Origin of the sequence: Pelagibacterium sp. 26DY04, assembly GCF_031202305.1 — a bacterium.
In the GTDB taxonomy this organism is placed as follows: Bacteria; Pseudomonadota; Alphaproteobacteria; order Rhizobiales; family Devosiaceae; genus Pelagibacterium.
In genome coordinates, this window is record NZ_CP101731.1 from 2,407,049 (window position 1) to 2,430,577 (window position 23,529).

The window sequence follows — 23,529 nt, forward strand, 5'->3', positions numbered from 1 at the left end:
CCTCCTAATGTGCCATCAGCTTGTCGAGCGCGCCGGGCTTGTCATGCACCGCAAGCCTGTCGACGATCGTTTCGCTGGCCTCGTTGAGCCCCACGATCTCGACCTCGGCGCCTTCGCGCCGGAATTTGAGCACGGCCATGTCGAGCGCAGCCACGCTGGATATATCCCAGATATGAGCACGGCTGACGTCGATGGTCACCTTGTCGAGCACTTCCTTGAAATTGAACGCCGCCATGAAGTCGTCCGAGGAAGCGAAGAACAACTGGCCCTCCACGATATAAGTCCGATGCCGCCCATTTTCGGAGAGAACCGAGGAAACCGCAAACAATTGTGCGATCTTCCAGGCAAAGAAAATGCCCGAGAGCAGCACACCGACCAGCACGCCGATGGCGAGATTGTGCGTGTAAACCACTACGGCCACCGTCGCGATCATCACGATCGAGGACGAGCGTGGGTGGGTCCGCAGATTCTTTATCGAGGACCAGGAGAATGTGCCGATCGAAACCATGATCATGATCGCCACCAGCGCCGCCATGGGAATTTGCGACACGAGATCGCCCAGGACGACGATCATGAACAATAAGAGCACGCCGGCCGCAAAACAGGAAAGGCGCCCGCGGCCGCCCGACTTCACGTTGATCATCGACTGCCCGATCATGGCGCAGCCAGCCATTCCCCCCATGAAGCCCGTGACCGTGTTGGCGAGCCCCTGTCCGATGCATTCCTGGTTCTTGTCGGAAGGCGTATCGGTCAGATCGTCCACGATCTGTGCCGTCATCAGCGATTCCAGAAGGCCCACGACCGCCACCGCCGCCGAATAGGGCAGGATGATCATCAGCGTTTCGAGGTTGAGCGGAATGTCGGGAATAAGAAAGACCGGCAGGGTCGAGGGCAATTCGCCCATGTCGCCCACGGTGCGCACATCGAAGCCCAGGACGAGCGACAGCGTGGTCAGCACCAGGATGCAGACCAATGGCGAAGGAATGGCCCTGGTCAGCATGGGGAAGAGATAGATGATGGCCAGCCCGCCGGCGACCAGAATGTAGGTCAGCATCGGAACGCCGATCAACTCAGGCAGTTGCGCGATAAAAATGAGGATGGCGAGCGCGTTGACGAAGCCGGTCATCACCGACCGCGAAACGAACCGCATGAGATTGCCCAGCTTGAGCATGCCCATGCCGATCTGGATCAGGCCGGCCAGGACGGTTGCGGCAAGCAAATATTGCAATCCGTGGTCCCGGACCAGCGTCACCATGAGCACCGCCGTTGCAGCCGTTGCAGCCGAGATCATGCCGGGCCGGCCACCGGCTATGGCGGTGATCACCGCAATCGAAAACGAGGCATAGAGCCCGATCTTGGGGTCGACCCCGGCAATAATCGAAAAGGCGATGGCTTCGGGGATAAGCGCCAGGGCGACGACGAGCCCGGAGAGAAGATCGCCGCGCACGTTGGAGAACCACTGGGCGCGGTATGCGCTGAGTGAGGACATGAAATTTTCCGAATAAATGAAAACCAAACCAGCAGGGCTCGCCCTGCTCCAGAAAGGCTGGAGGTGATTTAGTTGTCCGGCGGATCGGCGGCCGGAAGAGCCACCCGGATTTTCACCGGGTCCGAGGTTCGTGCGTCCTGTTTGAACGCAAACCGGAATCGACGCAAGCCTATATCAGCCATGCGAGTGGCACATGGCCTCAGGCGGCCGCCCTCAGCATCGAGACATAGGTGCCCATCACCATGAGGCCGGTGACGAAGCTCCAGCTAAAGGCGATGAACGCGGCCAGAAGCACGTTGATGGCCGAGGCGCGCCCGTTCGCATCGGCCCGCCACCCAAGGCGCAGCATCATGTAAGGACCGCAGATGAACACCACGAAAAGGCTGACGACGCTCGCCATCGCATTGCGGCTGTCGACGCGGAACTCGGCGACCTTGCGGGCGACCTGCTGGTAGAGATGCGTGCCGGTTCCGGCAACGCTCATGCCGATGGCCACGAGAAACACAGCCAGCACCAGTTCGCTCACGTCTCTTCCTCCGGCAAAGCGCGGTATTTACGGTTTGTTAAGCATAGCCAGCACCAAACTGGCTGTCATCGCCCGAGCGCTGTGATGGTTAATGTGAACAGCCAACCTGCCCTGCCGCCGCCTGCCCGCCCCCTGGGGTCGGTACTCTACGCCATCGCCGGCGTCGCGCTGATCGTTTCCCTGGCCGGTCTGGGCCTTGCCTATGGCGCGCGCGCCTATTTCGACGCCGTCGCCACTGGAACAGTGGAGCCTGAGTTGACGGCCAGCCATATCATTACGGTTGGCGCCCAGCCCTATGTGGTGCCCGCCGCGCTCATGGCCGATCCGATGCAGCGCCGGGACGGATTTGCCGAGCGGCTCGATCTCGTTCTCGCCCTTCCGCTTGCCCAGGATGGGCTGAGCGAAGTGGCCATCACCATTATGCCGCGCGGCCGAATGCGGACCAGCGCTGCCCTTCTCGACAGCGTCTATGTGCATCAATTCGCAGGTGCCCAGCGTTCAGGGATAGCCGGGCTGGTGGGCAAGCCGCTTGAAAACGACGCAGGAACGCAGGGCGAGACGGTGTGGTACGATCCGCTGACCGCCAACCCGTTCGTCGCCAAATGCATGACGCCGGTTGCAGAGAACATCGATGCCCGTACCTGCCTGCGCGTCCTGGCACTCTCGGATCGCAACACGGCGGTTGTCTCCTTCGATCCGTCAGCGCTCGGCAACTGGCGGCTTTTCGATGCGCGGATCGAAGAGGCCCTGATGTCCCTGCGCAAATAAAAAGGGGCCCCGCCGGGAGCCCCTAATTGTTCGACTGTGAACCCTCAGACTTCGTCGAGGTCGATGTCCAGAATGGAGATCTGGACCATGTAGGACTTTTCGCCCTCGTCCTCGTCCACATAGATCAGTCCGAAGAATTCATCGCCCAGATAGATCTCGACCGAGTCGTCCTGCTTGGGCCGCGGCCGTATGTCGATGGCCGGATTGCCGAACTTCTTTTGCAGGTATTTCTGCAGCTTGATGATTTCTTCGTGCTTCACAAAATTCTCCGTTGCGCGCTATCGACCGGCGAAACCGTTCTGTCCCGCCGCCAAAACGCGATCTCATGGTTTGAATTGGCGCGACTTTAGCCATCACAGACCATAACGCAAGGACAGGGAAAAGATTTCCCCGCTCTGCCCGAAATTAGAGCGTGTCCAGCAAAAGTGGAAACGGTTTTGCGGTTCGGACACGCGACCAAACAAGGACTTAGAGCAATTGGAGCGATTCGAAGAAAAGCGGAAATGCTCTAATCGCGCGGAACCATGACGATCTGGTCCATGACCGTCGCGGGCTGGTTGCAGCCGGCTTCGCCCACCACTTTGGCGGGAACGCCGGCGACAGTGGTGCGCTCAGGCACTTCCTTGAGCACCACCGAACCGGCAGCGATGCGCGAGCAATCGCCCACCCGGATATTGCCCAGGATCTTGGCCCCCGCCCCGATCAGAACGCCATTACCGATCTTGGGGTGGCGATCCTGGTCGGACTTGCCGGTGCCCCCGAGCGTCACCGAATGCAGGATCGAGACGTGATCGCCGATCACCGCCGTTTCCCCCACCACGAAGCCGGTGGCATGATCGAGCATGATGCCCTTGCCGATCCGGGCGGCAGGGTTGATGTCCACCTGGAACACCTGACTCGACCGGCTCTGCAGGTAAAGCGCGAAATCGCGCCGCCCCGCATGCCAAAGCGCATGGGCGAACCGATGCGTCTGAATCGCCTGAAATCCCTTGAAGAACAGGAACGGCTCGATGACCCGATGGCAGGCCGGATCGCGTTCGAGCGTGGCGGCCAGATCGGCACGCGCCGCCGCCCCGATCTCGGGATGGCGGTCCAGCATTTCCTCGAAGGCCTGCCGAATGAGATCGGCCGGCACGTCCGTATGGCCGAGCCGAGCCGCCAGCCGATAGGCTAAGGCCGGTTCGAGCCCGGAATGATTGAGCACGCCCGAAATCGCCATCTGCGTCATGAACGGCTCGTCCGCGCAGATACGCTCGGCCTCGGCGGTCATCGCATCCCAGATGGGATCGACGGTCTTGAGTGTGCCGGGCTTTTTGGCGCTGGACGACATCATGTACTCCGCGAACGGGACTTTCGGACGGACAGGTATAGGCGAACCCATTGTCTCAAACAAAGGGTTCAGTGGCAAATTGGTTCACATTTGCCTCAACGAGGGTATCAAGCCACATCCAGGGTCGGAATTGCCGAAACGTCGACTTCGCGTTCCGCTTTCTCCAGATCGTAACTGCGCTGGAGATTGAGCCAAAACACCGGCCCGTTGCCAATGAGCTTACCGAGACGCAAGGCCATGGGAACGGTTACTGGCTGCTTCTCATCGAGAATGTCATAGAGCGTCTGCCGGGAGATACCGAGGAGGCCAGCGATTTCCGTCTTCGGCCGTGCCAAAGCGGGAAGGATATCCTCGCGCAAAAGCTCACCTGGATGCATCGCGGGCAAACCGCGCTTTATCGCATTCCTGGCCATCAGTGATAGTCCTCCAGATCGACTTCGATCGCGCCTTCATCGTCCCAGCCGAAGGTGATACGCCAATTTCCCGTGACACGAACCGAATAGCGGCCCTTGTCTTTGCCAATCAGGGCATGAAAGCGGTAACCGGGCAAATCCATGGCCTCAGGGTTAGGCGCGGCGTCCAAGGCCAGCAATATGCGCGCCACGCGTTTGCTGTCCTGAACGCTCAGGCCGCGCGGACTTCCTGTTTCGAAGAAGCGCTGCAGCGGCTTGCTGCGAAACGACCTGATCATGCGCTTATGTAAGGAAAGACCTGACAGATGTCAATCATCGCCTTACACCGATCCTGAAGCATAAACCCTCCCCAGGAATTCCAGCGCCCCGCGCTTGAACTGGGGATCGCCCGTGGCGCGCATATGGTCACGGCGCTCGATGGTCAGCGCTTCGCCGCGCGGCAGCAGATCGGCCAGAGGCTGGGCGGGGCCGCCTACCGTGTCTTCGCTGCCGACGGCGACGAGAACCGGCACGTCGATCTTTTGCAAGTCCTCCACCGCGACCAGGGTCCGCGATCCGGCCATGCACGCCGCCAGCGCCTTGAGGTCGCTTTTCGTGTGCTCGGCAAAAATGCGGAACTGCCGGGCCGACGGGTGCGTGACCTCGGAAAGTGAGCCGGCATTGAGCCCTTCGATGATCTCGGGAGCATCAAGCATGGGCGTGGGCATATTGGCCCCCAGCCCGCCGAAAATGGCGCAGGCGACTTTTTCAGGGTTCTGGATGCACACATAGGCGCTGATCCGCGCGCCCATGGAATAGCCGATCAGCGCGACCTTTTCCAAGCCAAGATGGTCGATGAGATTGACGACGTCGCGGGCCATGTCCCGAGCGCCATAAACATCGGGTTCATAGAGCTTTTGCGAAGCGCCATGCCCCCGGTTGTCGATGGTGATGACCTGATAGCCGGCCTCGGTCAGCGTATCGACCCAGCCGGTGGCGACCCAGTTGACCGTACCCGAGGAGGCGAAACCGTGGACGGCGATGATAGGCGGCCCCTCGCCGTAAATCTCGTAGGCGATTTCGAAACCTTCGGATTGAAAACTGGGCATAAGAGACTCTTTCGACTCTGGAATTTCCCTGTCTTAACAAGCCGCACGAGAGCAGCCAACCGGACCGATATCTCCTCTGGTCATGACAGGGCCAAGTGGTTATGGTCCGGCCAGATTCCGAACCAGCCGGATGTCGCTCCATGGCACAGCACGCAACACCGCACTTTCACAATACCGAAGGTCTGCCCCGTATCGAGATCGGCGCCAAGGAATTCCAGTGCGTCGGCGCCAAGCCGCCCTTCGATCATCCGCACGTATTCATCGATATGGGCGCCGATTCCGAAGCGGTCTGCCCCTATTGCTCGACGCTGTACGTGTTCAATCCGGGCCTGCCGTTCGGCGCGGCCAATCCGGCGAGCGCGGTCTACGACATCGAACACGCCTGAGGGCCTTCCAGCCCGTGGGCACTCCTCGCACCATATACATCTCCGGCGCGGGGATAGCCGGCCTCACACTGGCGCTCGGTCTAGCCAAATTCGGCTTGCAGGTCGTCGTTCTCGAACGCAATAGCGCGATCAGCGAATTCGGCGCGGGGCTGCAGATCAGCCCCAATGCCCGCAAGGTGCTCGACAATCTCGGGCTGGGCGAAGCGATTGCCGAAAAGAGCTTTGTTCCCGAAGGAATAGACATCTTCCCGGACGGGCGCGCCGTACCGCTCCAGACCCTTACGCTGGGATCGGAAATCGCCGACCGGTTCGGCGCGCCCTATGCTGTGATGCACCGGGCCGATCTCGTCGAAATCCTCCATGCCGCCGCGCGGCGCTTTGCCAATATCGACGTGGTTTTCGGGGTCTCCGATATCGCGGTACAATCTCAGGGCGGCGCAGTGACCGTCACCGCCGCCGAGCCCGACGGCAAGATGCGGCGCACCCAGCCCTTTGCCTTTGTCGGCGCCGATGGCGTGCGGTCGCAAACCCGGACAGACGTGCTGGATGGCCCCGAGGCACGGTATATGGGCAAGGTCGCCTGGCGCGCGCTTGTTCCGCCGGATCGGCTGCAAGGTTCGGTGCGTCTCGACCGCACCAGCTTGTTGCTGGGATCTGACTTCCACATGGTTGTCTATCCCCTGCCCCATCGCGGCGCCGTCAATCTGGCGCTCTTTACACAGGAAGCACAAAGCGACCTGGCGGTCCTCGATCAGCGTGCGCCACGCGTTCGGGCCAAAGGCAATCGCCGCCTTGAAGCCATCCTTGGCGCCGTCGGAGATGGCTGGACGCCCTGGGTCCTCTCGACGGTGGAACTCGAGAATTGGCACAAGGGGGCCGTCGGGCTGATCGGCGACGCTGCCCACGCCATGCTGCCCTTTCAGGCGCAGGGCGCGGCCATGGCGATCGAGGACGCAGCCATTCTTGCTCCGTTGCTCGCCGCGTCCCCCAACGCCGAGCACGCCTTTAAGCGGTTTTTCGCGCTCCGGCACCAGCGCGTTCGGCGTGTGCAGGAGGTGTCCCGCCAGAACGGCAAGGTGTTCCACATGCGCTTTCCCTCAAAGCTCGCCCGCAACGCCGTGATCCGCATGGAAGGGCCGCGCGGGCACTTCAAGCGCCTCGATTGGCTTTATGGCTACGATCCCGGCGGGTCAGACTGATCACGTCTTGGGCTCGTAACGGAACTTCGGCCATTGTCCTTGCCTTTCTCCCAGCCGATGTGCCAACTGAACCCCTCTCAAAAGCGGCAAGCGAAATTCAATGCGAGTCAGCCCCCAGTCGAGATTGACGCTGGTCTTCATCCTCATCACGGTGTTTCTCGACATCGTGGGGTTGGGCATCATCCTCCCCGTCCTGCCCGGGCTCATCCGCGAGCTGACGCATGAAAGCGTTACCAACGCCGCGGTCATCGGCGGCTATCTCGTTTTCGTCTATGCCTCGATGCAGTTCTTTTTCTCGCCGATCCTGGGCAATCTTTCCGACAGGTGGGGCCGGCGGCCAATCCTGCTGCTCTCGCTGGTCGGGCTCTCTCTCGATTATCTTATCATGGCCTGGGCGCCCACGCTTTTGTGGCTGTTCGTGGGCCGCATTCTTTCCGGGATTTGCGGCGCGGCAATGGGAACCGCCACCGCCTATGTCGCCGACATCACCCCCAAGGAGAAGCGCTCGCAACGCTTCGGCCTGATCGGCGCGGCCTTCGGGCTCGGGTTTATTGTCGGGCCGGTGATCGGCGGTGAATTGGGTGAATTCGGCCCCCGCGCCCCATTCTACCTTGCCGCCGCGCTTGCAGCCGCAAATGTGGTGTTCGGGTTCTTCGTCCTGCCCGAGAGCCTTTCGAAATTCCGTCGCCGGCGCTTCAACTGGAAGCGCGCCAACCCGTTCGGCGCCCTCTGGGCCTTCCGGCACGCGCCGGTCATCTTCGTGCTGCTGGGCGCGCTGTTCCTGTTTTCGCTGGCCGGCCAGACCTACCCCAACGTCTGGAACTTCTTCACCATTGAGGAATTCGGCTGGGGCCCGGCCCAGGTCGGCCGCTCGCTGGCCATATTCGGCATCCTGTTCGCCATTTCCCAGGCGCTGCTGGTGGGGTTCGCCACCCGCTATCTCGGGGTCACGGCCACTGTCATCATCGGCCTCTCTCTGGCCGCCGTGGCCTTTATCGGTGTTTCGATGATCCACACAGAACTGGGGCTCTGGACGTTCCTTGTCATCGGATCGTTTTCCGGCATTGCCGCCCCCGCCCTTACCGGGCTTCTGGCCAACAATGCGCGCGACAATCAGCAGGGCGAACTGCAGGGGGCGGTCAATGCTTCCAACTCGCTGACCGCGATCATCGCGCCGCTTGCGGCAACGCAGCTCTTTTCATTCTTCACCGACAATCCGCTGCGCCCGATCACCTTTCCCGGCGCCCCGTTCTTTGCCGCCGGGCTGATCGTCGCCGCGGCCATGGCGCTTTTCATCTTCGCGGCGATCAAATTCGACCTGCGGCACCGCCCGTTCGACGAGCGCCGCGAAAAGCCGCGGTATCCCCAGCCGAGTGGGCAGGCAGTCAACCCGCCTGAAACCGAAATTCCCGAGGACGAGGATGGAAATGGGGACGAGGCGGAGGCCGAAGCCCCCGCTACGAAAAACTAGCCTCGGCCTTTTCCGCCTGGTTCAGGCTCGGCCATTCGTGATGGAAATCGCCCTCGCGATCGAGCCGCTTGAAACCGTGCGCACCGAAGAAGTCGCGCTGGCCCTGGGTGAGATTGGTCGTGCCCCTTCCCTGCCGGTAGGCATCGAAATAGGCCAGCGCCGAGGATAGGCACGGGGCCGGCAACTCATTGATGGCGCAGGTGGCAACGACGGCCCGTAGCGCACCGTTGCTTTCCTTCATCATGTCGACAAAGGCGGGCTGGGTGAGAAGGTTCGATGACGTGCCGCCAGCGAAAGACTGTGAAATCTGGTCGAGGAACCGCGAGCGGATGATGCAGCCGGCGCGCCAGATTTTCGCGATGGTATCGAGCGGCAGATTCCAGCCGTTTTCCTCCGACGCCTTGGCCATCACGGCAAAGCCCTGGGCATAGGCCGCGATCTTGCCGGCGAGCAGGGCTTTTTCCAAAGCCTCGAGCGAGATGGTCGCATTGCCTTTGACCCCGGCGCCGTAAATCTCCTCGCCCCGGACGCGCTCGTCCCTTATCGCCGAGATCGACCGGGCCGCCACCGCACCCTCGATGGTGGTGGCCGAGACGCCCAGATTAAGCGCTTCGATGGCCGACCAGCGGCCGGTGCCCTTCTGTCCGGCGGCATCGAGGATGACCTCCACCAGTGGCTGCCCGCTATCCGCGTCCACCGCGTCGAGCACATGGCCGGTGATCTCGATGAGATAGCTATCGAGCGGCCCTTTGTTCCAATCGGCGAAAACCTTGGCGCATTCGGACGGCGACATGCCCAGCCCGTCGCGCATGACGCCGTAGATCTCGGCGATCATCTGCATGTCGGCATATTCGATGCCGTTGTGAATGGTCTTTACGAAATGCCCGGCGCCGCCCGTGCCGAGATAAGCGCAACAGGGCTCGCCATTGAACTTGGCGGAGATCGCCGTCAGCACCGCCTCTGCGTTCTCCCATTGGGCTTCGGAACCGCCCACCATGATCGAAGGACCGTGCCGCGCGCCCTCTTCGCCGCCCGAGACGCCGATGCCGAGAAATCCGATACCCGTGCCGTCGAGCTCGGAGAACCGGCGGACCGTATCGTGAAAATTGGCGTTGCCCGCATCGATGATCACATCGCCCTCGTCGAGGAGCGGTTTGAGCTCGGCGATCACCTGGTCGACCGGCTCGCCGGCCTGCACCATGACGATGACCGAGCGCGGCTGCTTGAGCATGGAAACGAAAGTCCCAAGATCTCCGCTGCCCATGACGTTGGGCTCGAGCTCGCCGGCATTGGCGAGAAATGCGTCCACCTTCGCGGCAGTGCGGTTGTAGACGGCTACCTTGTAGCCATGGTCGGCAATGTTGAGGGCCAGATTCTCGCCCATCACTCCCAACCCGATCAGCCCGATATCAGCCTCAGCCATGCCCAGCGCCTCTCAACAGTGTTCTTGTAAGTCGTATGCCAGCATAATTGCCAAAGGCCATAAAGGGAAAACCTTTCCTCTTCATACGGTTGCCGCGCGTCTGTGGCCTTGCTGCCATGCCCCCTCGCATGCCAGTAACTCTGACGTCCCTCAATCGGATCGGATGGCCATGACCCCCACGCCCGCTGCCCAGCCTCGCCTCATCGTCGTCATGGGTGTTTCGGGCGCGGGCAAATCCACGATCGGCGAGGCCCTGGCCGATCGGCTCGGCGTTCCCTTCATCGACGCCGACAATCTCCACCCTCGCGCCAATGTCGAAAAGATGCGCGGCGGCACGCCGCTGGTCGATGCCGATCGTTGGCCGTGGCTCGAAATCGTCGCCGACGCCATGCGCAACACCGCCGACACGAATGGCCGTGTCGTCTGCGCCTGCTCGGCGCTCAAGCGCGCCTATCGCGACTGTCTCACCACGCGGGCGGGCGAGCCCATTGCCTACCTGCTGCTCCATGGTGAGAAAGCGGTGATTGCCGCGCGCCAGGCCAATCGCCCCGGCCATTTCATGCCCGCCGCCCTGCTCGAAAGCCAGTTCGCGACGCTGGAGCCCTTCGCCGCCGACGAGCACGGCATCGTGCTCGATGTCGCGCTGTCGATAGACGAAATCGTCGATCAGGCGGAAAAGGCGCTGAGCTACCGCCGCTCGACCGAATAGCCGCGGTCTTCGAGCAGGGTCGGGATCGAATCCGGGCCCACATAATGGCCCAGCCCCACCGCCACCAGCGCGTTGCCCTCGCCGCCCAGGATGTCCTCGATGCCGTCGGCAAAACCGTGGTTGCGGTTGACGAACAGCTCCTCGTAAAAGACTTCCATCTCCTGGGCGATTTCAGCAGTCTCCGCTTCGAGCCCGGCCAGATCGCCATCGATCCAGCTTTCGAGCTGGACCACCAGATCCTCCCGCGCCTCGTCATATTCGACGATGGTCTCGCGCAGCACATCGAGCTGCACGTCCTCGGGCATGCCCGCGAGCACCTCGAACTGCTCCTCGAACGTCTCGAACCCGTTGACCGGAATGCCCATCTCGTCGGCGCGGCCCTTGATGTGGAGGTCGATGCCGCCCTGCGGATCGAAGCCGGCCTCCATCAACATCAGCGCCGAAATCTGCAGATAGGCGAACCACGGACGCAAGGCGTCGAAACTCTCGAGCGGCACCTGATGCCCGGCAAGAATGGTTTCGAGCTGGCTCATCTCGTCTTCGCTCAGAAGCGATGAAAGCGGCCGCTCCGGCGACACCCCCGACTGCATGATCAGCGTCCCGATGTTCGCTGGCGGCTCGAAACTGTCGAGTTCGAGCCAGACCTCATCGACCTCTTCGAGGATGGCGGTAAGCTCGGGGCTTTCCCAATCCACCCCGTCGCGCATCATGTGCACGGTTCCCACCATATAGATGGTCGAATCCTCGTCCTCGACCACCCAGATCGGAGGTTCGGGCGATTGGGCGGCGACGGGCGCGGCGACCGATCCCAGGGCCAGCGCGGCAGCCATCGTCAACGTGCTTCGTCCGAACTTCATATGTGTGCTCCTTGCGTGCGGCCGAGGGTCAACCCTTACATCAAGAAATGGTTTCGCAAAGTCTGGACGGCAATTAATATGGTCCCATGACCCTCGCCCAAGCCATCAGCGCTCCCTGGCAACAGCCGTACAAACGCCGCTGGCTTGCCGCTGCGGGCTTTGCCGTGCTGGCCATGGCGGCCGTGGCCATATGGGGCAGCGGATACGCGCATCGCTTCTATCTCGACGAGGCCAATGCGCGCGGCACCAACACGCTGCGTCTGGCGCTTGCCGTGCTGCGCGGACAGACGGCGCGCTATGAAAACCTGCCCGAAGTCATCGCCAATTTCGAGGAGATCGAGGCGCTTATCGCCGATCCCGACAATCCGGAGCTGATCGATGAGGTCAATCTCTACCTCAAGGAGATCAACAGCCAGTTCGAGTCCTCAGACATCTATCTGATGGCCGATGACGGGACGACTATCGCCGCCTCCAATTTCGACACCCCCGTGCCCTTCGTAGGCGAGAACTTCCGCTATCGCCCCTATTTCTACGATGCCATCGACGGCGGCGAGGGCCGGTTCTTCGCGCTGGGCACCACGTCGTTCAAGCGCGGCTATTATTTCGGCGCGCCGGTGGTGATCGATGGCGAACCGCGTGGCGTCGTGGCGGTCAAGGCCGATGTGGATTCAATCGAAGAGACTTGGCGCGGAGGCGATTTCGAGATCGTCGTCACCGACCCCGAAGGCATCATTTTCATGAGCAGCCATCCCGGCTGGCTCTATAATTCCCTGCTGCCGCTAACCCCCGAGCGCATTGCCCGCACCGCTGAAACCCGCCGCTACGCCGAAACCGAGTTGCGGGAGTTGCCCTACACCGAGGCCAACGACGACCAGCACCGCCTGATGCGCATCGAGGAGCCGGAGACCGCGGGCGAATATCTCGTGGTTTCCGAGGCCATGCCAGAGGCCGACTGGAGGGTGAGCGTGCTGCTCGATACCGCCTCGGCCCGCGCCCAGGCGGCGACGACCACTATCATCGCGGTTCTGGCCATCGCGCTCGGAACGCTGGCCGCCGCCATCTATATCCAGCGCCGCGCCCGGTTGCGCGAGCGCCTGCACCTCCAACGCGAAACCAAGGAATTGCTCGAGCGCCGCGTGGCCGAGCGCACCGCCGAACTGGCCAGCGTCAACCTCAAGCTCGAAGAGGAGGTCGCCGAGCGCCGCGCCACCGAGCAGATGCTGCGCAAGACCCAGTCCGATCTCGTCCAGGCCGGCAAGCTCGCGGCTCTGGGGCAGATGTCGGCCGCCCTCAGCCACGAGTTCAACCAGCCCCTCGCCGCCGCCAAGAACTATGCCGATAACGCCTTGGTGCTGATCGAACGTGGCCGGATCGAGGATGCACGGGTCAACGTCAACCGCATCTCCGGCCTTATGGATCGCATGAGCGCCATTTCCCGTCATCTGCGGAACTTCGCACGCAAGCCCAACGAAAAGCTCGCCCCGGTCCCGCTCGAACAGGTGGTGAGCGATACGCTGGAAATCCTCAATTGGCGCATCAAGGCGGCAGACGTGGACTTGACCGTCGATCTGCCCGGCGAGCCGCTGGAGGTCGTGGCCGGGCCGGTGCGGCTGCAACAGGTGCTCGTCAACATCCTTACCAACGCGATCGATGCCGTCGAGACCGGCACCGATCGCCGGATCGCGCTCGCCGCCAGGCGCCAGGGCGAACGGGTCGCGATAATCATCCGCGATCACGGCCCCGGCATTCCTCCGGGCCTTGCCGAGCGTATTTTCGATCCATTCTTCTCCACCAAGGGCGTCGGCAAGGGTTTGGGGCTCGGGCTTTCGATTTCCTACAACATCATCAAGGATTTCGACGGCGATCTTCGCGTCGGGAACCATCCCGATGGCGGGGCGCTCTTTACGGTTGAGTTGCGCGCCATGCCCGGGGACTTCATGACGGAAGCCGCCCAATGAGCGCCGAAAAGATCATCCTCGTCGACGATGAAGACGAGTTGCGCCACTCCACCGCGCAAGCGCTCGAACTGGCCGGCTTCGACGTGCTCGATTTCGCTTCGGCCGAACGCGCCACTCACCTGGCCGGTTTCGGGTTCCGTGGCATCGTGATCACCGACATCCGCATGTCGGGGATGGACGGGCTGACGCTCATGAACCGGTTGCACGAGCTCGACCGCGACATACCTGTGATCCTCATCACCGGCCATGGCGACGTCCAGCTCGCCGTCCGCGCCATGCGCGAGGGGGCCTATGATTTCCTCGAAAAGCCGTTCGTCACCAGCCAACTCGCCGAACTGGCCCAACGGGCGCTCGACTATCGCCGGCTCGTTCTCGAAAACCGCGTGCTCCGCGCCGCCGCCGGCCAGAGCGACGATCTCGAACAGCGCCTTCTGGGCCGCTCCAACGTGATGGTGGAACTGCGCCGCAAGATCCGCACCATCGGCCCCACCGACACCGACGTCCTGATCATCGGCGACACGGGCTCTGGCAAGGAGGTCACCGCCCGCGCGCTGCACGACCTCTCCCAGCGCGCCTCCAAGCCCTACGTCGCGATCAACTGCGCGGCCCTCCCCGCCAACCTCATCGAAAGCGAGCTGTTCGGCCACGAAGTCGGCGCCTTCCCCGGCGCCATGCGCGCCCGCTTCGGCAAGTTCGAGCTGGCCCAGGGCGGCACCATCCTGCTCGACGACATCGGCTCGATGCCCATGGACGTTCAGGGGCGCCTGCTGCGCGTCATTCAGGATCGCACCATCACGCGGCTGGGCTCGAACGATCCGCTGCCGCTCGATGTCCGTTTCATTGCCACTTCGCGCACTCCGCTGGAGGCCGATGTGGCTGCGGGACGCTTCCGCGCCGATTTGCTCTACAGGCTTAACGTCATCACTCTCGAAATCCCCCCGCTGGACGCGCGCCGGGAGGACATACCGCTTCTGTTTCTGCAACTGGTATCCGAAGCCGCTTCGCGCTACCGGCGCGATCCCGTTTCCGTCCCGCCGCGCGTGCTGTCGGCGCTGGGCGAGCAGCAATGGCCCGGTAACGTCCGTGAACTGCGCAATGCCGCCGATCGGTTCATCCTCGATTTGGGGCTGCCCTTCCTCGACACTCCGCAGGACGATGCCGGACCCGACGCCAGCCCCAGGCTTGCGGAACGGGTCGCCGCGTTCGAGCGCGGCATCATCGAGAACGCTTTGATCGCCCATGGCGGCAGCCTCAAGCCGGTATATGAATCACTTGGGCTTTCGCGGAAATCGCTCTACGAAAAAATGCAGAAATACGGCCTCGACCGCGCCCGATATTTCGGCGGGCAAGACAGCGACATCTAATTCACGCGGTCCATGTGGGGATTTCCACCCACCACAGCGCCCAAATGTTACCGTTTCCACCCATCGCTGTTGCGCCCACGTTAAAAAACTCGGCTTGCTCCTGCCTGCCCGGTTGCCAGACGCCATTATCCGGTCCCCTTTTCAATAGCACACCGGCCTCGAGGAGCGGCCGGGAAAAATGCTGAATTGATGTCCGTACTCCTGGGAGGAATTTCGATGACGTCACTGCTTCCACGCACCGCGCTTGCGACCTTCGCCGCGCTCGGCCTTATGGCCGGCTCTGCCTTTGCGCAGGACTACCCCACCCAGCCCATCACCTTCATCGTGCCGTTCTCGGCCGGCGGGCCGACCGATACGGTGGCGCGCCTTGTCGCGCAGGCGATGAGCGATGAACTCGGCCAGCAGATCCTGGTCCAGAACGTGGGCGGCGCCGGCGGCACCCTGGGCGCCGGCCAGGCCGCGACCGCCGCGCCAGATGGCTACACCCTGCTTTTGCATCACATCGGCATGTCGACCGCCCCGGCGCTCTATGCCGATCTGCCCTTCGATCCCATCGAGGATTTCGAGCCGATCGGTCTGATCACCGAAGTGCCCATGACCCTTGTGGCCCGCGCCGATTTCGAGCCCGAGACGCTCGAAGAGCTCGTCACTTACATTCAGGAAAACGGCGAAAACGTCATTTACGGCAATGCCGGCATCGGCGCGGCCAGCCAGCTTTGCGGCCTGCTGCTTCAGGATGCCCTGGGCGTGCGGATGACCGAAGTGCCCTATCAGGGCACCGGCCCGGCCATGACCGACCTGCTCGGCGGCCAGATCGACATGATGTGCGACCAGACCACCAACACCACCACCCAGATCCAGGCCGGCGAGATCAAGGCCTACGCCGTGACTTCGCCGGAGCGCCTCGACAATCTGCCCGATATCCCCACCACCAGCGAAGGCGGGCTCAATCTCGAGGTCGGTATCTGGCACGGACTCTATGCTCCCGCCGGAACCGATGCGGCGATCATCGAGCGTCTGACCGAAGCGCTCCAGGTTGCCCTGGTCGACGAGACCGTCATCACCCGCTTTGCCGAGCTGGGCACCGCTCCGGTGACCGAAGGTCAAGCGACACCTGAAGGTCTGGCCGAGACGCTTTCGAGCCAGATCGAGCTCTGGGGCGAAGTGATCGCCGCCGCCGGCGTCACCGCGCAGTAACAATCTACGGATCCCGTCCAAGCTGGTCCCCGGCCCCTCGGGCCGGGGACTGCCGTACGGGGCGAAAGGGCCGGCCCGCGGGCCACCCGATCATGGAAGTCGCCTGTCCAATCCAGGCGCTCCGGAGGAATACCAATGGCATTACAAGCATCACGCAAGGATTTGGGCGCGGCCGCGATGTTCGTGGCGATCGGCGCCTATTTCGCCCTTGAGGCGATGAATTACGATCTCGGCACGCCGCTGCGCATGGGACCGGGCTTCATGCCCGTGCTGCTCGGTTCGGTACTCGTGGTTCTAGGGCTCGCCATCGCCGTCGTCGGCCTGCGTGGCCCCGATGCGGACGCGCCGCAACCCTTCCCCTGGCGCGGCATCATTTTGATTCTGGGCTCGATCGTCTTTTTCGCCGCGGTCCTGCGTGGCCTGGGCTTTTTGCCCACCGTGTTCCTGGCGGCCTTTGCGACGGCGCTTTCGAGCCGCGACAACAATTGGCTCTCGGCCGCGATCATCGCAATTGCCCTGACGGTGCTCTGCACTCTGATCTTCGTTATTGGCCTCGGGCTCATCGTGCCCTGGTTCGGCCCCTGGCTGCAGTTCTAGGAGCGCGACCATGGATCTCATTTCTTCCCTCGCCCTCGGCTTCTCGGTCGCTCTCGATCCGGTCAACATCCTTTATTGCTTCATCGGTGTGCTGCTGGGCACGCTGGTCGGCGTGCTGCCCGGCATCGGCCCGACGGCCACCATCGCCATGCTGCTGCCGATCACCTTTACGCTCGGCCCGGCTTCGGCGCTCATCATGCTCGCCGGCATCTACTACGGCGCTCAATATGGCGGCTCGACGACAGCGATCCTCATCAACCTGCCCGGCGAATCCTCATCGGCGGTGACCGCCATCGACGGCTATCAGATGGCCAGGCAGGGCCGCGCCGGCCCGGCGCTGGCCACCGCCGCGCTTGGCTCGTTCTTCGCCGGCACCGTCGCCACGCTGCTGCTCGCCTATTTCGCGCCACCTCTCGCGCGAGCCGCATTGAATTTCGGGCCGGCTGAGTATTTCTCGCTGATCGTATTGGGCCTTTTGGTCTCGATCGCCCTGGCGCATGGCTCGATCCTCAAGGCGCTCGCCATGATCGTCGTCGGCCTGCTGCTCGGCATGGTCGGCCAGGACATCTATACCGGCACGCCGCGCTTCACCTTCGGGTTCCGCGAACTGTTCCAGGGCATCAATTTCGTCTCGGTCGCGGTCGGCGTGTTCGGCGTCGCCGAAATCCTGCGCAATCTGGAGAACGAGCAGACCCGCCAGGTGCTGGTCAAGACGGTCAAGAACCTCTGGCTCACCAAGGACGATTTCAAGCGCATCGCCGCCCCGGTGGTGCGGGGAACGGTGCTGGGTTCGCTGCTGGGGGTTCTTCCGGGCGGCGGGCACATTCTTTCGGCCTTCGCCTCCTATTCGGCCGAAAAGCGGCTTTCCAAAAACCCCGAGGAATTCGGCAAGGGCGCCATCGAAGGCGTTGCCGGCCCGGAATCGGCCAACAACGCCGCGGCGCAAACCTCGTTCATTCCCCTTATGACCCTCGGCATCCCGGCCCATCCGGTGATGGCGCTGATGGTTGGCGCCTTCATCCTCCAGGGCATCACACCCGGCCCCAACGTCATCAACGAACAGCCCGCGCTGTTCTGGGGCATCATCGCCTCGATGTGGATCGGCAACATCCTGCTGGTTCTGCTCAACCTGCCGCTGATCGGGCTGTGGGTGAAGATGCTGACCATCCCCTACCGCATCCTGTTCCCGGCCATCGTGCTGTTCGCCTGCATCGGGTGCTATTCGATCAATCAGAACCTGTTCGATGTCTATGCCATCGCCTTTTTCGGGATCGTCGGCTACCTGCTCATCCGCTTCGGCTGCGAGCCCGCTCCGCTGCTCTTGGGCTTCGTGCTTGGGCCGCTGCTCGAAGAACATTTGCGCCGCGCCATGATCATCTCGCGCGGCGACCCGATGGTCTTCATCGAACGGCCGATCTCAGCAACGCTGCTCGCCCTGGCCGTCGCCGCCATTCTCGTCGCGGTCCTGCCTTCCATCCGCAGGAAGCGCCAAGAGGTGTTCGTCGAGGAAGACTGACAAGGAGCCGCGGTTCGCCGCGGCTCTTTTACAATGGGGCACCCTTTCCATTCTATTTATCGTTTCCCTCAGCCACCCGTTTACCGTGCTGCCCGATAATGGACCGCGAGGCGGGCTGTGTTTACCGGTTGGGAGAATCCAAGGCATAGCTTGGAGCTGTCCATCAGTCGTCCTTTGGGGAGAAGCGACAGTGAAGACCCTGACGCGAAACGAGTTGGCGCTGATGCTGGTATGGGCGTTCCGCGATCAGCGGGTGGAAGCGGCGGCAAAGCCGCACGGGGATGCGCTAACGCTCTACTGCAACGTCATGGCGCTGCCCGTCGCCGAGGCGGCCACGATCGTCCATCACGCCCGCTCGGGCAATGTTCCCCCTTCCGATCCCGTCGCCCTCGCACGCTGGACACGCGGCTTGATACTGCTGTGCGATATGCTCGCCCAGCCCATGTGCAGCCTCTCCATCGCCGAAGCGGATGGAAAGCCGGCCGGCCTCGCCGCCTGAAGAATTTGGCGCCCTGCGCCATCGCTCCGCCGCATTTCCCGAGGCGATGCCTGCTTCATCAACCGTTGACGGGCGGTTGCTCACGTTTCCGTGATCGAATTGCTGCCACACTCGCTGGTTGCGGCCTAAAAATCCTCAAACAATTTCCTTCGGGCGGCCCCTTGCGGGTCCCAACCTCGCCACCCGACACGCTCACGCTCTCCTCACGGTTTCGCGATCAGGCGAGATCGGCGACCGGCGGGACCGCCGTCGGTCGGACGGAAAAGGCCCGGTTTCGGCCGGCGCCAGGATCACATGGAGCACAGAAACCCATGAACAAGACCGTTATCACTCTTGCTGCCCTTATCGGACTTTCGGCCACCGGCGGTGCTTTCGCCCAGGGCCTCGATTTCGCTTCGCTCGATGCCGATGCAAACGGCGAAATCAGCATGGAAGAGCTGCAGACCGCGATTCCCGATCTCACCGCCGAGAGCTTCGCGATGCTCGATACCGATGCAAGCGGCGCCCTCTCCGACACAGAATTCGCTGCCTTGATCCCGGCCACGGAAGCCCCCGCGGCCCCGGCTGCGCCGGCGACCGATGGCATGGCCGCCCCCGAAGCTGCCCCGATGCAATAAAGCTTCGGGCTTGCCGAAGCGCGAGCCCAAAGCGCTTCGATAAGCCGGAAGGGAGCCGCCGCACCTGCACGGGCCGTGGCGGCTCCAACAACTGACCTCCTCCCGATCGGCCGTTCCGCTTGCGCGGGGCGGTCGATTTTCTATAAACCGGTGGGGCAAAAAGGAGCACCGAGATGACCAAGCCCAAGACCATCCTGTTCGCCCTGGCGCTCGCGGCGAGCCTGGCCGCCTGCTCGGACAGCTCCGAAACGCCTTCGCAAGCCGACGCAGCCGCCGCTTCTCCCGAGCCTGCTCCCTTCTATGTCGGCGAGTGGGCTGCCGATCCGGCCTGGTGCACCGACCAGTCCGAGGGCTTTCCCATCACAATCACCGAGACCGAGTTCAACGGCCGGGAGAATGTCTGCGACATGAGCGAGATCGAGCCGACGCCGGAAGGCGGGGTCACCGCGCAGCTTTCCTGCACCGCCGAGGGCGATACGGTCGAGGAACCCATCTCCATCGCCCAGGCCGGCGAGGACATTGCCATTACCTGGCCCGACCGGGGCACCGAAGCGACGATCTTCTCGCGCTGCGAGTAGTCGCGCCAGCCGTTGCCGATTGCCACGCCGAAAAACTTATGAGATGAACGGCCGGCATGCGGACGTGGTGGAATTGGTATACACTACAGACTTAAAATCTGTCGCCCGTATGGGCTTACGGGTTCGAGTCCCGTCGTCCGCACCATTCCCCGGCTCAAGGGGGCGAGAGATAAGGATACTCCCGCACCAATCGCTCCAGCGTCCCCGCCGCGCTCAAGGCCGCAATGGCATCATCGATGCTGGTGCGCAGGAACGTGTCGGTGGAAAGCAGCAATCCGCCCACAGGCATGGGGTCGAAAGCCAGCGGCTCGGGTGACATGATCGCAAGCCCAGGGCGCTGCTCGGCCAAAAGGGCCGGTCCCCAGATCAGCGCTGCCTCCACGACACCCTGTTCGAGCGCATCGAGGGATTGCGTGTCGGTGCCGAACGGCACCCGTCTCCAGCGTTGAGCCGCCGGCAGCGCGTTATTGAACTGGGTGAAGCGAAAATCGGCGCTCGATGCCAGGGTCGCCGCAATGGGAGCACCTGCCGGCAGATCGGCCAGGCGCGAATAGTCAGCGTCGTCGGTGACGAACACATATCGGGCTTCGTAATAGGGGCGCGTTGCCATTGCCCATGTCGGATAGAGATCGGCGATGAGGCGGAACCCGAAATAAACGCGGCAATTGGCGCGCAGATAGTAATAGACGTCGTCGAGCGGCACGCTGGCCCGCGTGTCCTCGATCATGTGGATCACCGGCTCGAGCAGCAACACAGAGGCGATCTCTTCGGCGATCGCCCGATCGATTTCCCAGGCCGGATCACGCGGGTCTATGCAAATGCGAAGTTCGTTGGCATCGGAGGGCTGCCCGAACTCTTCCTCATTGTAGAGGAACGGCCGGTCCTGCCCAATGCCAGCCAAGGGAACAAAGGCAAGGAGCAGGGCAGCAAAGAACAGGCGATGCACCATCACACTCTGCCGTTGAGCCGGGGCTACGGCAACAGCCGCAGCCCCGGTTTCCGATTATTCTTCCGGTAGCGCGAAGACCCAGAGCACCGAACCGGCCGTGGGGTTGAGCAATTCAGGTGTCAGGGTTGCCAGAGCGCGAGCCTGGCTCGACCCGTTACCGACCGCCACCGCGACATACTGCTTGCCATCGGCCTCATAGCTGATGGGGAAGGCGTTGACCGCATTGTTGGTGCGGATCTTCCAGAGCACATCGCCGGTTTCGTCGTCGAAGGCATAGAACCACCGGTTCCAGTCACCGGCAAACACCAGTCCGCCCGCTGTCGGCAACACGGCACTGGTGATCGGCGCACGCTGGCGATAGCTCCATTCGGTCGATTGATCGTTGAGATTGATCGCATCGAGCCGTCCGATATTGCCGTCGCTGCCCTCGACCGGCACACGCGCGAAGGTGGCGCGCCCACCGCCCGTATAGGCCTGGCCCGGATCGAGCGGCTGCGGGGTGGTGTTGGAGCAGAACTCGGCCAGCGGCAGATAGAGCGTTTCGGTGCGCGGGCTGTATGCGGTCGCCGGCCAGCCGCGTCCGCCGGGATCAGCCGGGCAGTTGAACGTGGTCTCCCCGATGTGGGGGACCGACTCTTCGTTGATGGTCTTTTCGCCCGTCTCCGGATCGATCGATTCCACGACGTTCTGCGGCACGGTTTCCACGTGCCACAGCCAGCTTCCGTCATTGCGGTCCAACGCCTCGATGATGCCGAGCTTGCCGGTGGTCACCACCTGCTGGCGCATTTCCCCATCAACCGGCAGGTCGACAAGAATGCGCTCGTAGATGTAATCGAGGTCCCATGTATCGTTCGGCAGGTGCTGGAAGTACCATTTGAGTTCGCCGGTCTGCGGATCGAGTGCCAGCGTGGAATCTGAATAAAGGGCATCGTTGGTGATCCCCTCCTCCTCGCTGAGCGGCAGCAGCCCACTCATCTCGGCAATCCAGGGATAGGGCTGGCCCACACCGGAAAAAATCGTGTTCGATTCCGGATCATAGGTCGCCGCCAACCATACCGAGGCACCGTGGCGGCTTTCGATCGGCAGTCCGTTCCAGGTGTCGCCTTCCTCGCCCTCCTGGGCGATCGAGTTGAAACGCCAGAGCTCGTCGCCGGTCTCGGGATCGTGGCCGGTGATGAAGCACCCGCCCGGTTGCGCGTTGCCGCACCCGGTCATTCCCTGAACCACCACGCCGTCAGCGATCAGCGGTCCCGATGAATAGCGGAACCCGTCGCTCCATTCGGCGGCCGCCACATCCCAGACCACCTGCCCGGTCGCGAGGTCCAGCGCGATGATATGGGTGTCGGTGGTCGCGACGATCAGCTTGTCCTGATAGATCGCCATGTTGCGCTTGGTTGCGGTATTGCCCGTCCCCGCATCGATCACTTCCTGGGGCAGGTCCCGCACATATTCCCAGAGCAGGTCTCCCGTCGCGCCATCCAGCGCCTGGACCTTGTCGAGGTTGTTGTGGATGAACAGCACGCCATCATGAACGATCGGCGTGGTTTCGGTGGCCCCCGGGGTCAGCGACCAGCTCCAGGCGACCGTGAGATCGCCGACATTGTCGCGGTTGATCTCGTCGAGCGGACTATAACCCCATCCATTGTAGGTCCGGCGCCAATGCAGCCAATCCCCGTCGCTGGGATTGAGCAGCATTTCGTCCGTCACATCGGAAATGGACGACAGTGGACTGTCCTCCTGGGCAAGACCATACCCAGCCTGGATCAGGCCGATCATCAATGCTGATGAGGCCAAAAGCACAGTTTTCATAGCAATTTCTCCTCCAGAAACCGGCACCCTCCAGGACCGGGATTTCAATCTTGCACCCGAATTCTCTGGCCGGTCAATCCATGAAAGCACCGCAAAATGGACGGACATCGCGGGGACTTGCCGCGTCTTGTTTTATCGAGCAGGATGAAATTCGCGCGGCACGGGAAATTGAGGAAGCAGCGCTCGATGGGAGTAAAAACTATGAAATTACACGCCGTTTTCGGCATTGGCCTGTGTTTGGCAAGTTGGCTGCCGCTCTCGGCCCAGGCGCAGGACGAGCCGGCCCAGATCGCCAGCTTCACCGCAGAACAGGTCGCCGCCGGTGAACGCGAATACACCCGGAGTTGCCAGGACTGCCATGGCGCCAATCTGGACGACGGCGAATTCGGCGGACCTCCTCTGATCGGCGTCAATTTCCGGGACAAATGGTTCGATCTTCCCGCCTCCGGGCTCTACGGCTTCACGTCAGCGGCCATGCCCCCTGATCGGCCTGGCCGCTTGAGCGCGGAAACCTACGCCAATCTCGTGGCTTTCATCCTCAGCGAAAATGGGCTGGAAGCCGGCGATACACCCCTGCCGTCGGATATGGAGGCTCTCTCGGAACTCGCGCTGCGCTGAGATTGCCGCCGCCTGGAAGCTGCCATGCAATATTGGCAGGCCAACGCAGGTTGTGCTCACGTGAGATGCTTCCTATGGTTCCCCCGGACGCACGATCCGGGGGACACGATGAGAGCCATTCTCGCCGCCATAGCCGCGACTTCCCTTTTGTCGGCTTGCTCGACCGTC

The 23,529-nt window shown here is 62.6% G+C and carries 25 protein-coding genes, 1 tRNA gene and 1 other annotated feature; of the genes, 15 read left to right on the forward strand and 11 right to left on the reverse strand.

Features of this window, described 5'->3' with window-relative positions; all coding sequences use genetic code 11:
• Positions 1 to 4 precede the first annotated feature (4 nt).
• Positions 5 to 1,489: a SulP family inorganic anion transporter gene (locus tag NO932_RS11940; protein WP_309207557.1), complete on the reverse strand. Its 1,485-nt coding sequence runs from the start codon at positions 1,487 to 1,489 to the stop codon at positions 5 to 7.
• Positions 1,490 to 1,559: 70 nt separating this feature from the next.
• Positions 1,560 to 1,615: a sequence feature (sul1 is cis-regulatory element that is thought to sense ions involved in sulfur or methionine metabolism; They are found in Alphaproteobacteria), on the reverse strand.
• Between the two features lie 73 nt (positions 1,616 to 1,688).
• Positions 1,689 to 2,015, reverse strand: a complete 327-nt coding sequence (locus NO932_RS11945) for a DUF6949 family protein (RefSeq protein ID WP_309160763.1) — start codon at positions 2,013 to 2,015, stop codon at positions 1,689 to 1,691.
• An 84-nt stretch (positions 2,016 to 2,099) separates the two neighbouring features.
• Here NO932_RS11945 and NO932_RS11950 point away from each other — a divergent pair, with 84 nt between their 5' ends.
• Complete coding sequence (locus NO932_RS11950) at positions 2,100 to 2,783, forward strand: hypothetical protein (RefSeq protein WP_309207558.1); 684 nt, start codon at positions 2,100 to 2,102, stop codon at positions 2,781 to 2,783.
• Positions 2,784 to 2,827: 44 nt separating this feature from the next.
• Here the strand turns inward: NO932_RS11950 and NO932_RS11955 are convergent, their stop codons facing one another.
• The 5 genes from NO932_RS11955 to NO932_RS11975 form a co-directional block, all read right to left on the reverse strand.
• Positions 2,828 to 3,043: a DUF3126 family protein gene (locus tag NO932_RS11955; RefSeq protein ID WP_309160761.1), complete on the reverse strand. Its 216-nt coding sequence runs from the start codon at positions 3,041 to 3,043 to the stop codon at positions 2,828 to 2,830.
• Between the two features lie 248 nt (positions 3,044 to 3,291).
• Positions 3,292 to 4,116 carry a serine O-acetyltransferase gene (cysE, locus tag NO932_RS11960; RefSeq protein ID WP_309160760.1) on the reverse strand — a complete coding sequence of 275 codons (825 nt, stop codon included), beginning with the start codon at positions 4,114 to 4,116 and terminating at the stop codon, positions 3,292 to 3,294.
• Positions 4,117 to 4,220: 104 nt separating this feature from the next.
• Complete coding sequence (locus NO932_RS11965; protein ID WP_309207559.1) at positions 4,221 to 4,526, reverse strand: HigA family addiction module antitoxin; 306 nt, start codon at positions 4,524 to 4,526, stop codon at positions 4,221 to 4,223.
• On the reverse strand, positions 4,526 to 4,804 hold the full coding sequence (locus NO932_RS11970) for a type II toxin-antitoxin system RelE/ParE family toxin (RefSeq protein WP_309207560.1): 279 nt from the start codon (positions 4,802 to 4,804) through the stop codon (positions 4,526 to 4,528). Before NO932_RS11970 ends, NO932_RS11965 begins: the two co-directional genes overlap by 1 nt.
• A 42-nt stretch (positions 4,805 to 4,846) precedes the next feature.
• Complete coding sequence (locus NO932_RS11975; RefSeq protein WP_309207561.1) at positions 4,847 to 5,614, reverse strand: alpha/beta hydrolase; 768 nt, start codon at positions 5,612 to 5,614, stop codon at positions 4,847 to 4,849.
• 140 nt (positions 5,615 to 5,754) lie between these two features.
• Here NO932_RS11975 and NO932_RS11980 point away from each other — a divergent pair, with 140 nt between their 5' ends.
• From NO932_RS11980 to NO932_RS11990, 3 genes are all read left to right on the forward strand, one after another.
• Positions 5,755 to 6,000: a zinc-finger domain-containing protein gene (locus tag NO932_RS11980; protein ID WP_309207562.1), complete on the forward strand. Its 246-nt coding sequence runs from the start codon at positions 5,755 to 5,757 to the stop codon at positions 5,998 to 6,000.
• A 14-nt stretch (positions 6,001 to 6,014) separates the two neighbouring features.
• Entirely contained in the window at positions 6,015 to 7,199 is a 1,185-nt protein-coding gene (locus NO932_RS11985) for an FAD-dependent monooxygenase (RefSeq protein WP_309207563.1), read from the forward strand.
• 100 nt (positions 7,200 to 7,299) lie between these two features.
• Positions 7,300 to 8,670 (forward strand): TCR/Tet family MFS transporter, encoded by a 1,371-nt coding sequence (locus NO932_RS11990; RefSeq protein WP_309160756.1) that lies wholly within the window; start codon positions 7,300 to 7,302, stop codon positions 8,668 to 8,670.
• On the opposite strand, the gene gndA is transcribed toward NO932_RS11990, so the two are convergent.
• Positions 8,657 to 10,093 (reverse strand): NADP-dependent phosphogluconate dehydrogenase, encoded by a 1,437-nt coding sequence (gene gndA, locus NO932_RS11995; protein ID WP_309207564.1) that lies wholly within the window; start codon positions 10,091 to 10,093, stop codon positions 8,657 to 8,659. The two genes, NO932_RS11990 and gndA, sit on opposite strands and share 14 nt — an antisense overlap.
• 169 nt (positions 10,094 to 10,262) lie before the next feature.
• Here gndA and NO932_RS12000 point away from each other — a divergent pair, with 169 nt between their 5' ends.
• Positions 10,263 to 10,802 (forward strand): gluconokinase, encoded by a 540-nt coding sequence (locus tag NO932_RS12000; protein WP_309207565.1) that lies wholly within the window; start codon positions 10,263 to 10,265, stop codon positions 10,800 to 10,802.
• Here the strand turns inward: NO932_RS12000 and NO932_RS12005 are convergent.
• Positions 10,781 to 11,659, reverse strand: a complete 879-nt coding sequence (locus NO932_RS12005; protein WP_309207566.1) for a TraB/GumN family protein — start codon at positions 11,657 to 11,659, stop codon at positions 10,781 to 10,783. The genes NO932_RS12000 and NO932_RS12005 overlap by 22 nt on opposite strands.
• A gap of 86 nt (positions 11,660 to 11,745) precedes the next feature.
• On the opposite strand from NO932_RS12005, the gene NO932_RS12010 reads away from it, so the two are divergent.
• The 9 genes from NO932_RS12010 to NO932_RS12050 all read left to right on the forward strand — a co-directional run bounded on the left by NO932_RS12010 (position 11,746) and on the right by NO932_RS12050 (position 20,130).
• Positions 11,746 to 13,617, forward strand: coding sequence for a sensor histidine kinase (locus NO932_RS12010; protein WP_309207567.1), 1,872 nt, complete (start codon positions 11,746 to 11,748; stop codon positions 13,615 to 13,617).
• Entirely contained in the window at positions 13,614 to 14,981 is a 1,368-nt protein-coding gene (locus NO932_RS12015) for a sigma-54 dependent transcriptional regulator (RefSeq protein WP_309207568.1), read from the forward strand. Before NO932_RS12010 ends, NO932_RS12015 begins: the two co-directional genes overlap by 4 nt.
• Before the next feature lie 216 nt (positions 14,982 to 15,197).
• Positions 15,198 to 16,178: a tripartite tricarboxylate transporter substrate-binding protein gene (locus NO932_RS12020; RefSeq protein ID WP_375142740.1), complete on the forward strand. Its 981-nt coding sequence runs from the start codon at positions 15,198 to 15,200 to the stop codon at positions 16,176 to 16,178.
• A gap of 135 nt (positions 16,179 to 16,313) precedes the next feature.
• A complete protein-coding gene (locus NO932_RS12025) occupies positions 16,314 to 16,775 on the forward strand; it encodes a tripartite tricarboxylate transporter TctB family protein (RefSeq protein ID WP_309160750.1) in 462 nt (153 codons plus the stop codon).
• 10 nt (positions 16,776 to 16,785) lie between these two features.
• Complete coding sequence (locus tag NO932_RS12030; protein ID WP_309160749.1) at positions 16,786 to 18,291, forward strand: tripartite tricarboxylate transporter permease; 1,506 nt, start codon at positions 16,786 to 16,788, stop codon at positions 18,289 to 18,291.
• Positions 18,292 to 18,481: 190 nt separating this feature from the next.
• Positions 18,482 to 18,790 (forward strand): hypothetical protein, encoded by a 309-nt coding sequence (locus NO932_RS12035; RefSeq protein ID WP_309207569.1) that lies wholly within the window; start codon positions 18,482 to 18,484, stop codon positions 18,788 to 18,790.
• Between the two features lie 311 nt (positions 18,791 to 19,101).
• Positions 19,102 to 19,407 (forward strand): hypothetical protein, encoded by a 306-nt coding sequence (locus NO932_RS12040; protein WP_309207570.1) that lies wholly within the window; start codon positions 19,102 to 19,104, stop codon positions 19,405 to 19,407.
• 173 nt (positions 19,408 to 19,580) lie between these two features.
• A complete protein-coding gene (locus NO932_RS12045) occupies positions 19,581 to 19,985 on the forward strand; it encodes a hypothetical protein (RefSeq protein WP_309207571.1) in 405 nt (134 codons plus the stop codon).
• A 58-nt stretch (positions 19,986 to 20,043) separates the two neighbouring features.
• Positions 20,044 to 20,130: transfer RNA gene (locus NO932_RS12050), tRNA-Leu, on the forward strand.
• 9 nt (positions 20,131 to 20,139) lie between these two features.
• Here NO932_RS12050 and NO932_RS12055 read toward each other — a convergent pair.
• Entirely contained in the window at positions 20,140 to 20,934 is a 795-nt protein-coding gene (locus NO932_RS12055) for a transporter substrate-binding domain-containing protein (protein ID WP_309207573.1), read from the reverse strand.
• Between the two features lie 54 nt (positions 20,935 to 20,988).
• Positions 20,989 to 22,743 (reverse strand): PQQ-binding-like beta-propeller repeat protein, encoded by a 1,755-nt coding sequence (locus NO932_RS12060; RefSeq protein ID WP_309160744.1) that lies wholly within the window; start codon positions 22,741 to 22,743, stop codon positions 20,989 to 20,991.
• A gap of 201 nt (positions 22,744 to 22,944) precedes the next feature.
• On the opposite strand from NO932_RS12060, the gene NO932_RS12065 reads away from it, so the two are divergent.
• Positions 22,945 to 23,361 carry a cytochrome c gene (locus NO932_RS12065; RefSeq protein ID WP_309160743.1) on the forward strand — a complete coding sequence of 139 codons (417 nt, stop codon included), beginning with the start codon at positions 22,945 to 22,947 and terminating at the stop codon, positions 23,359 to 23,361.
• The last annotated feature ends 168 nt before the right edge of the window (positions 23,362 to 23,529 follow it).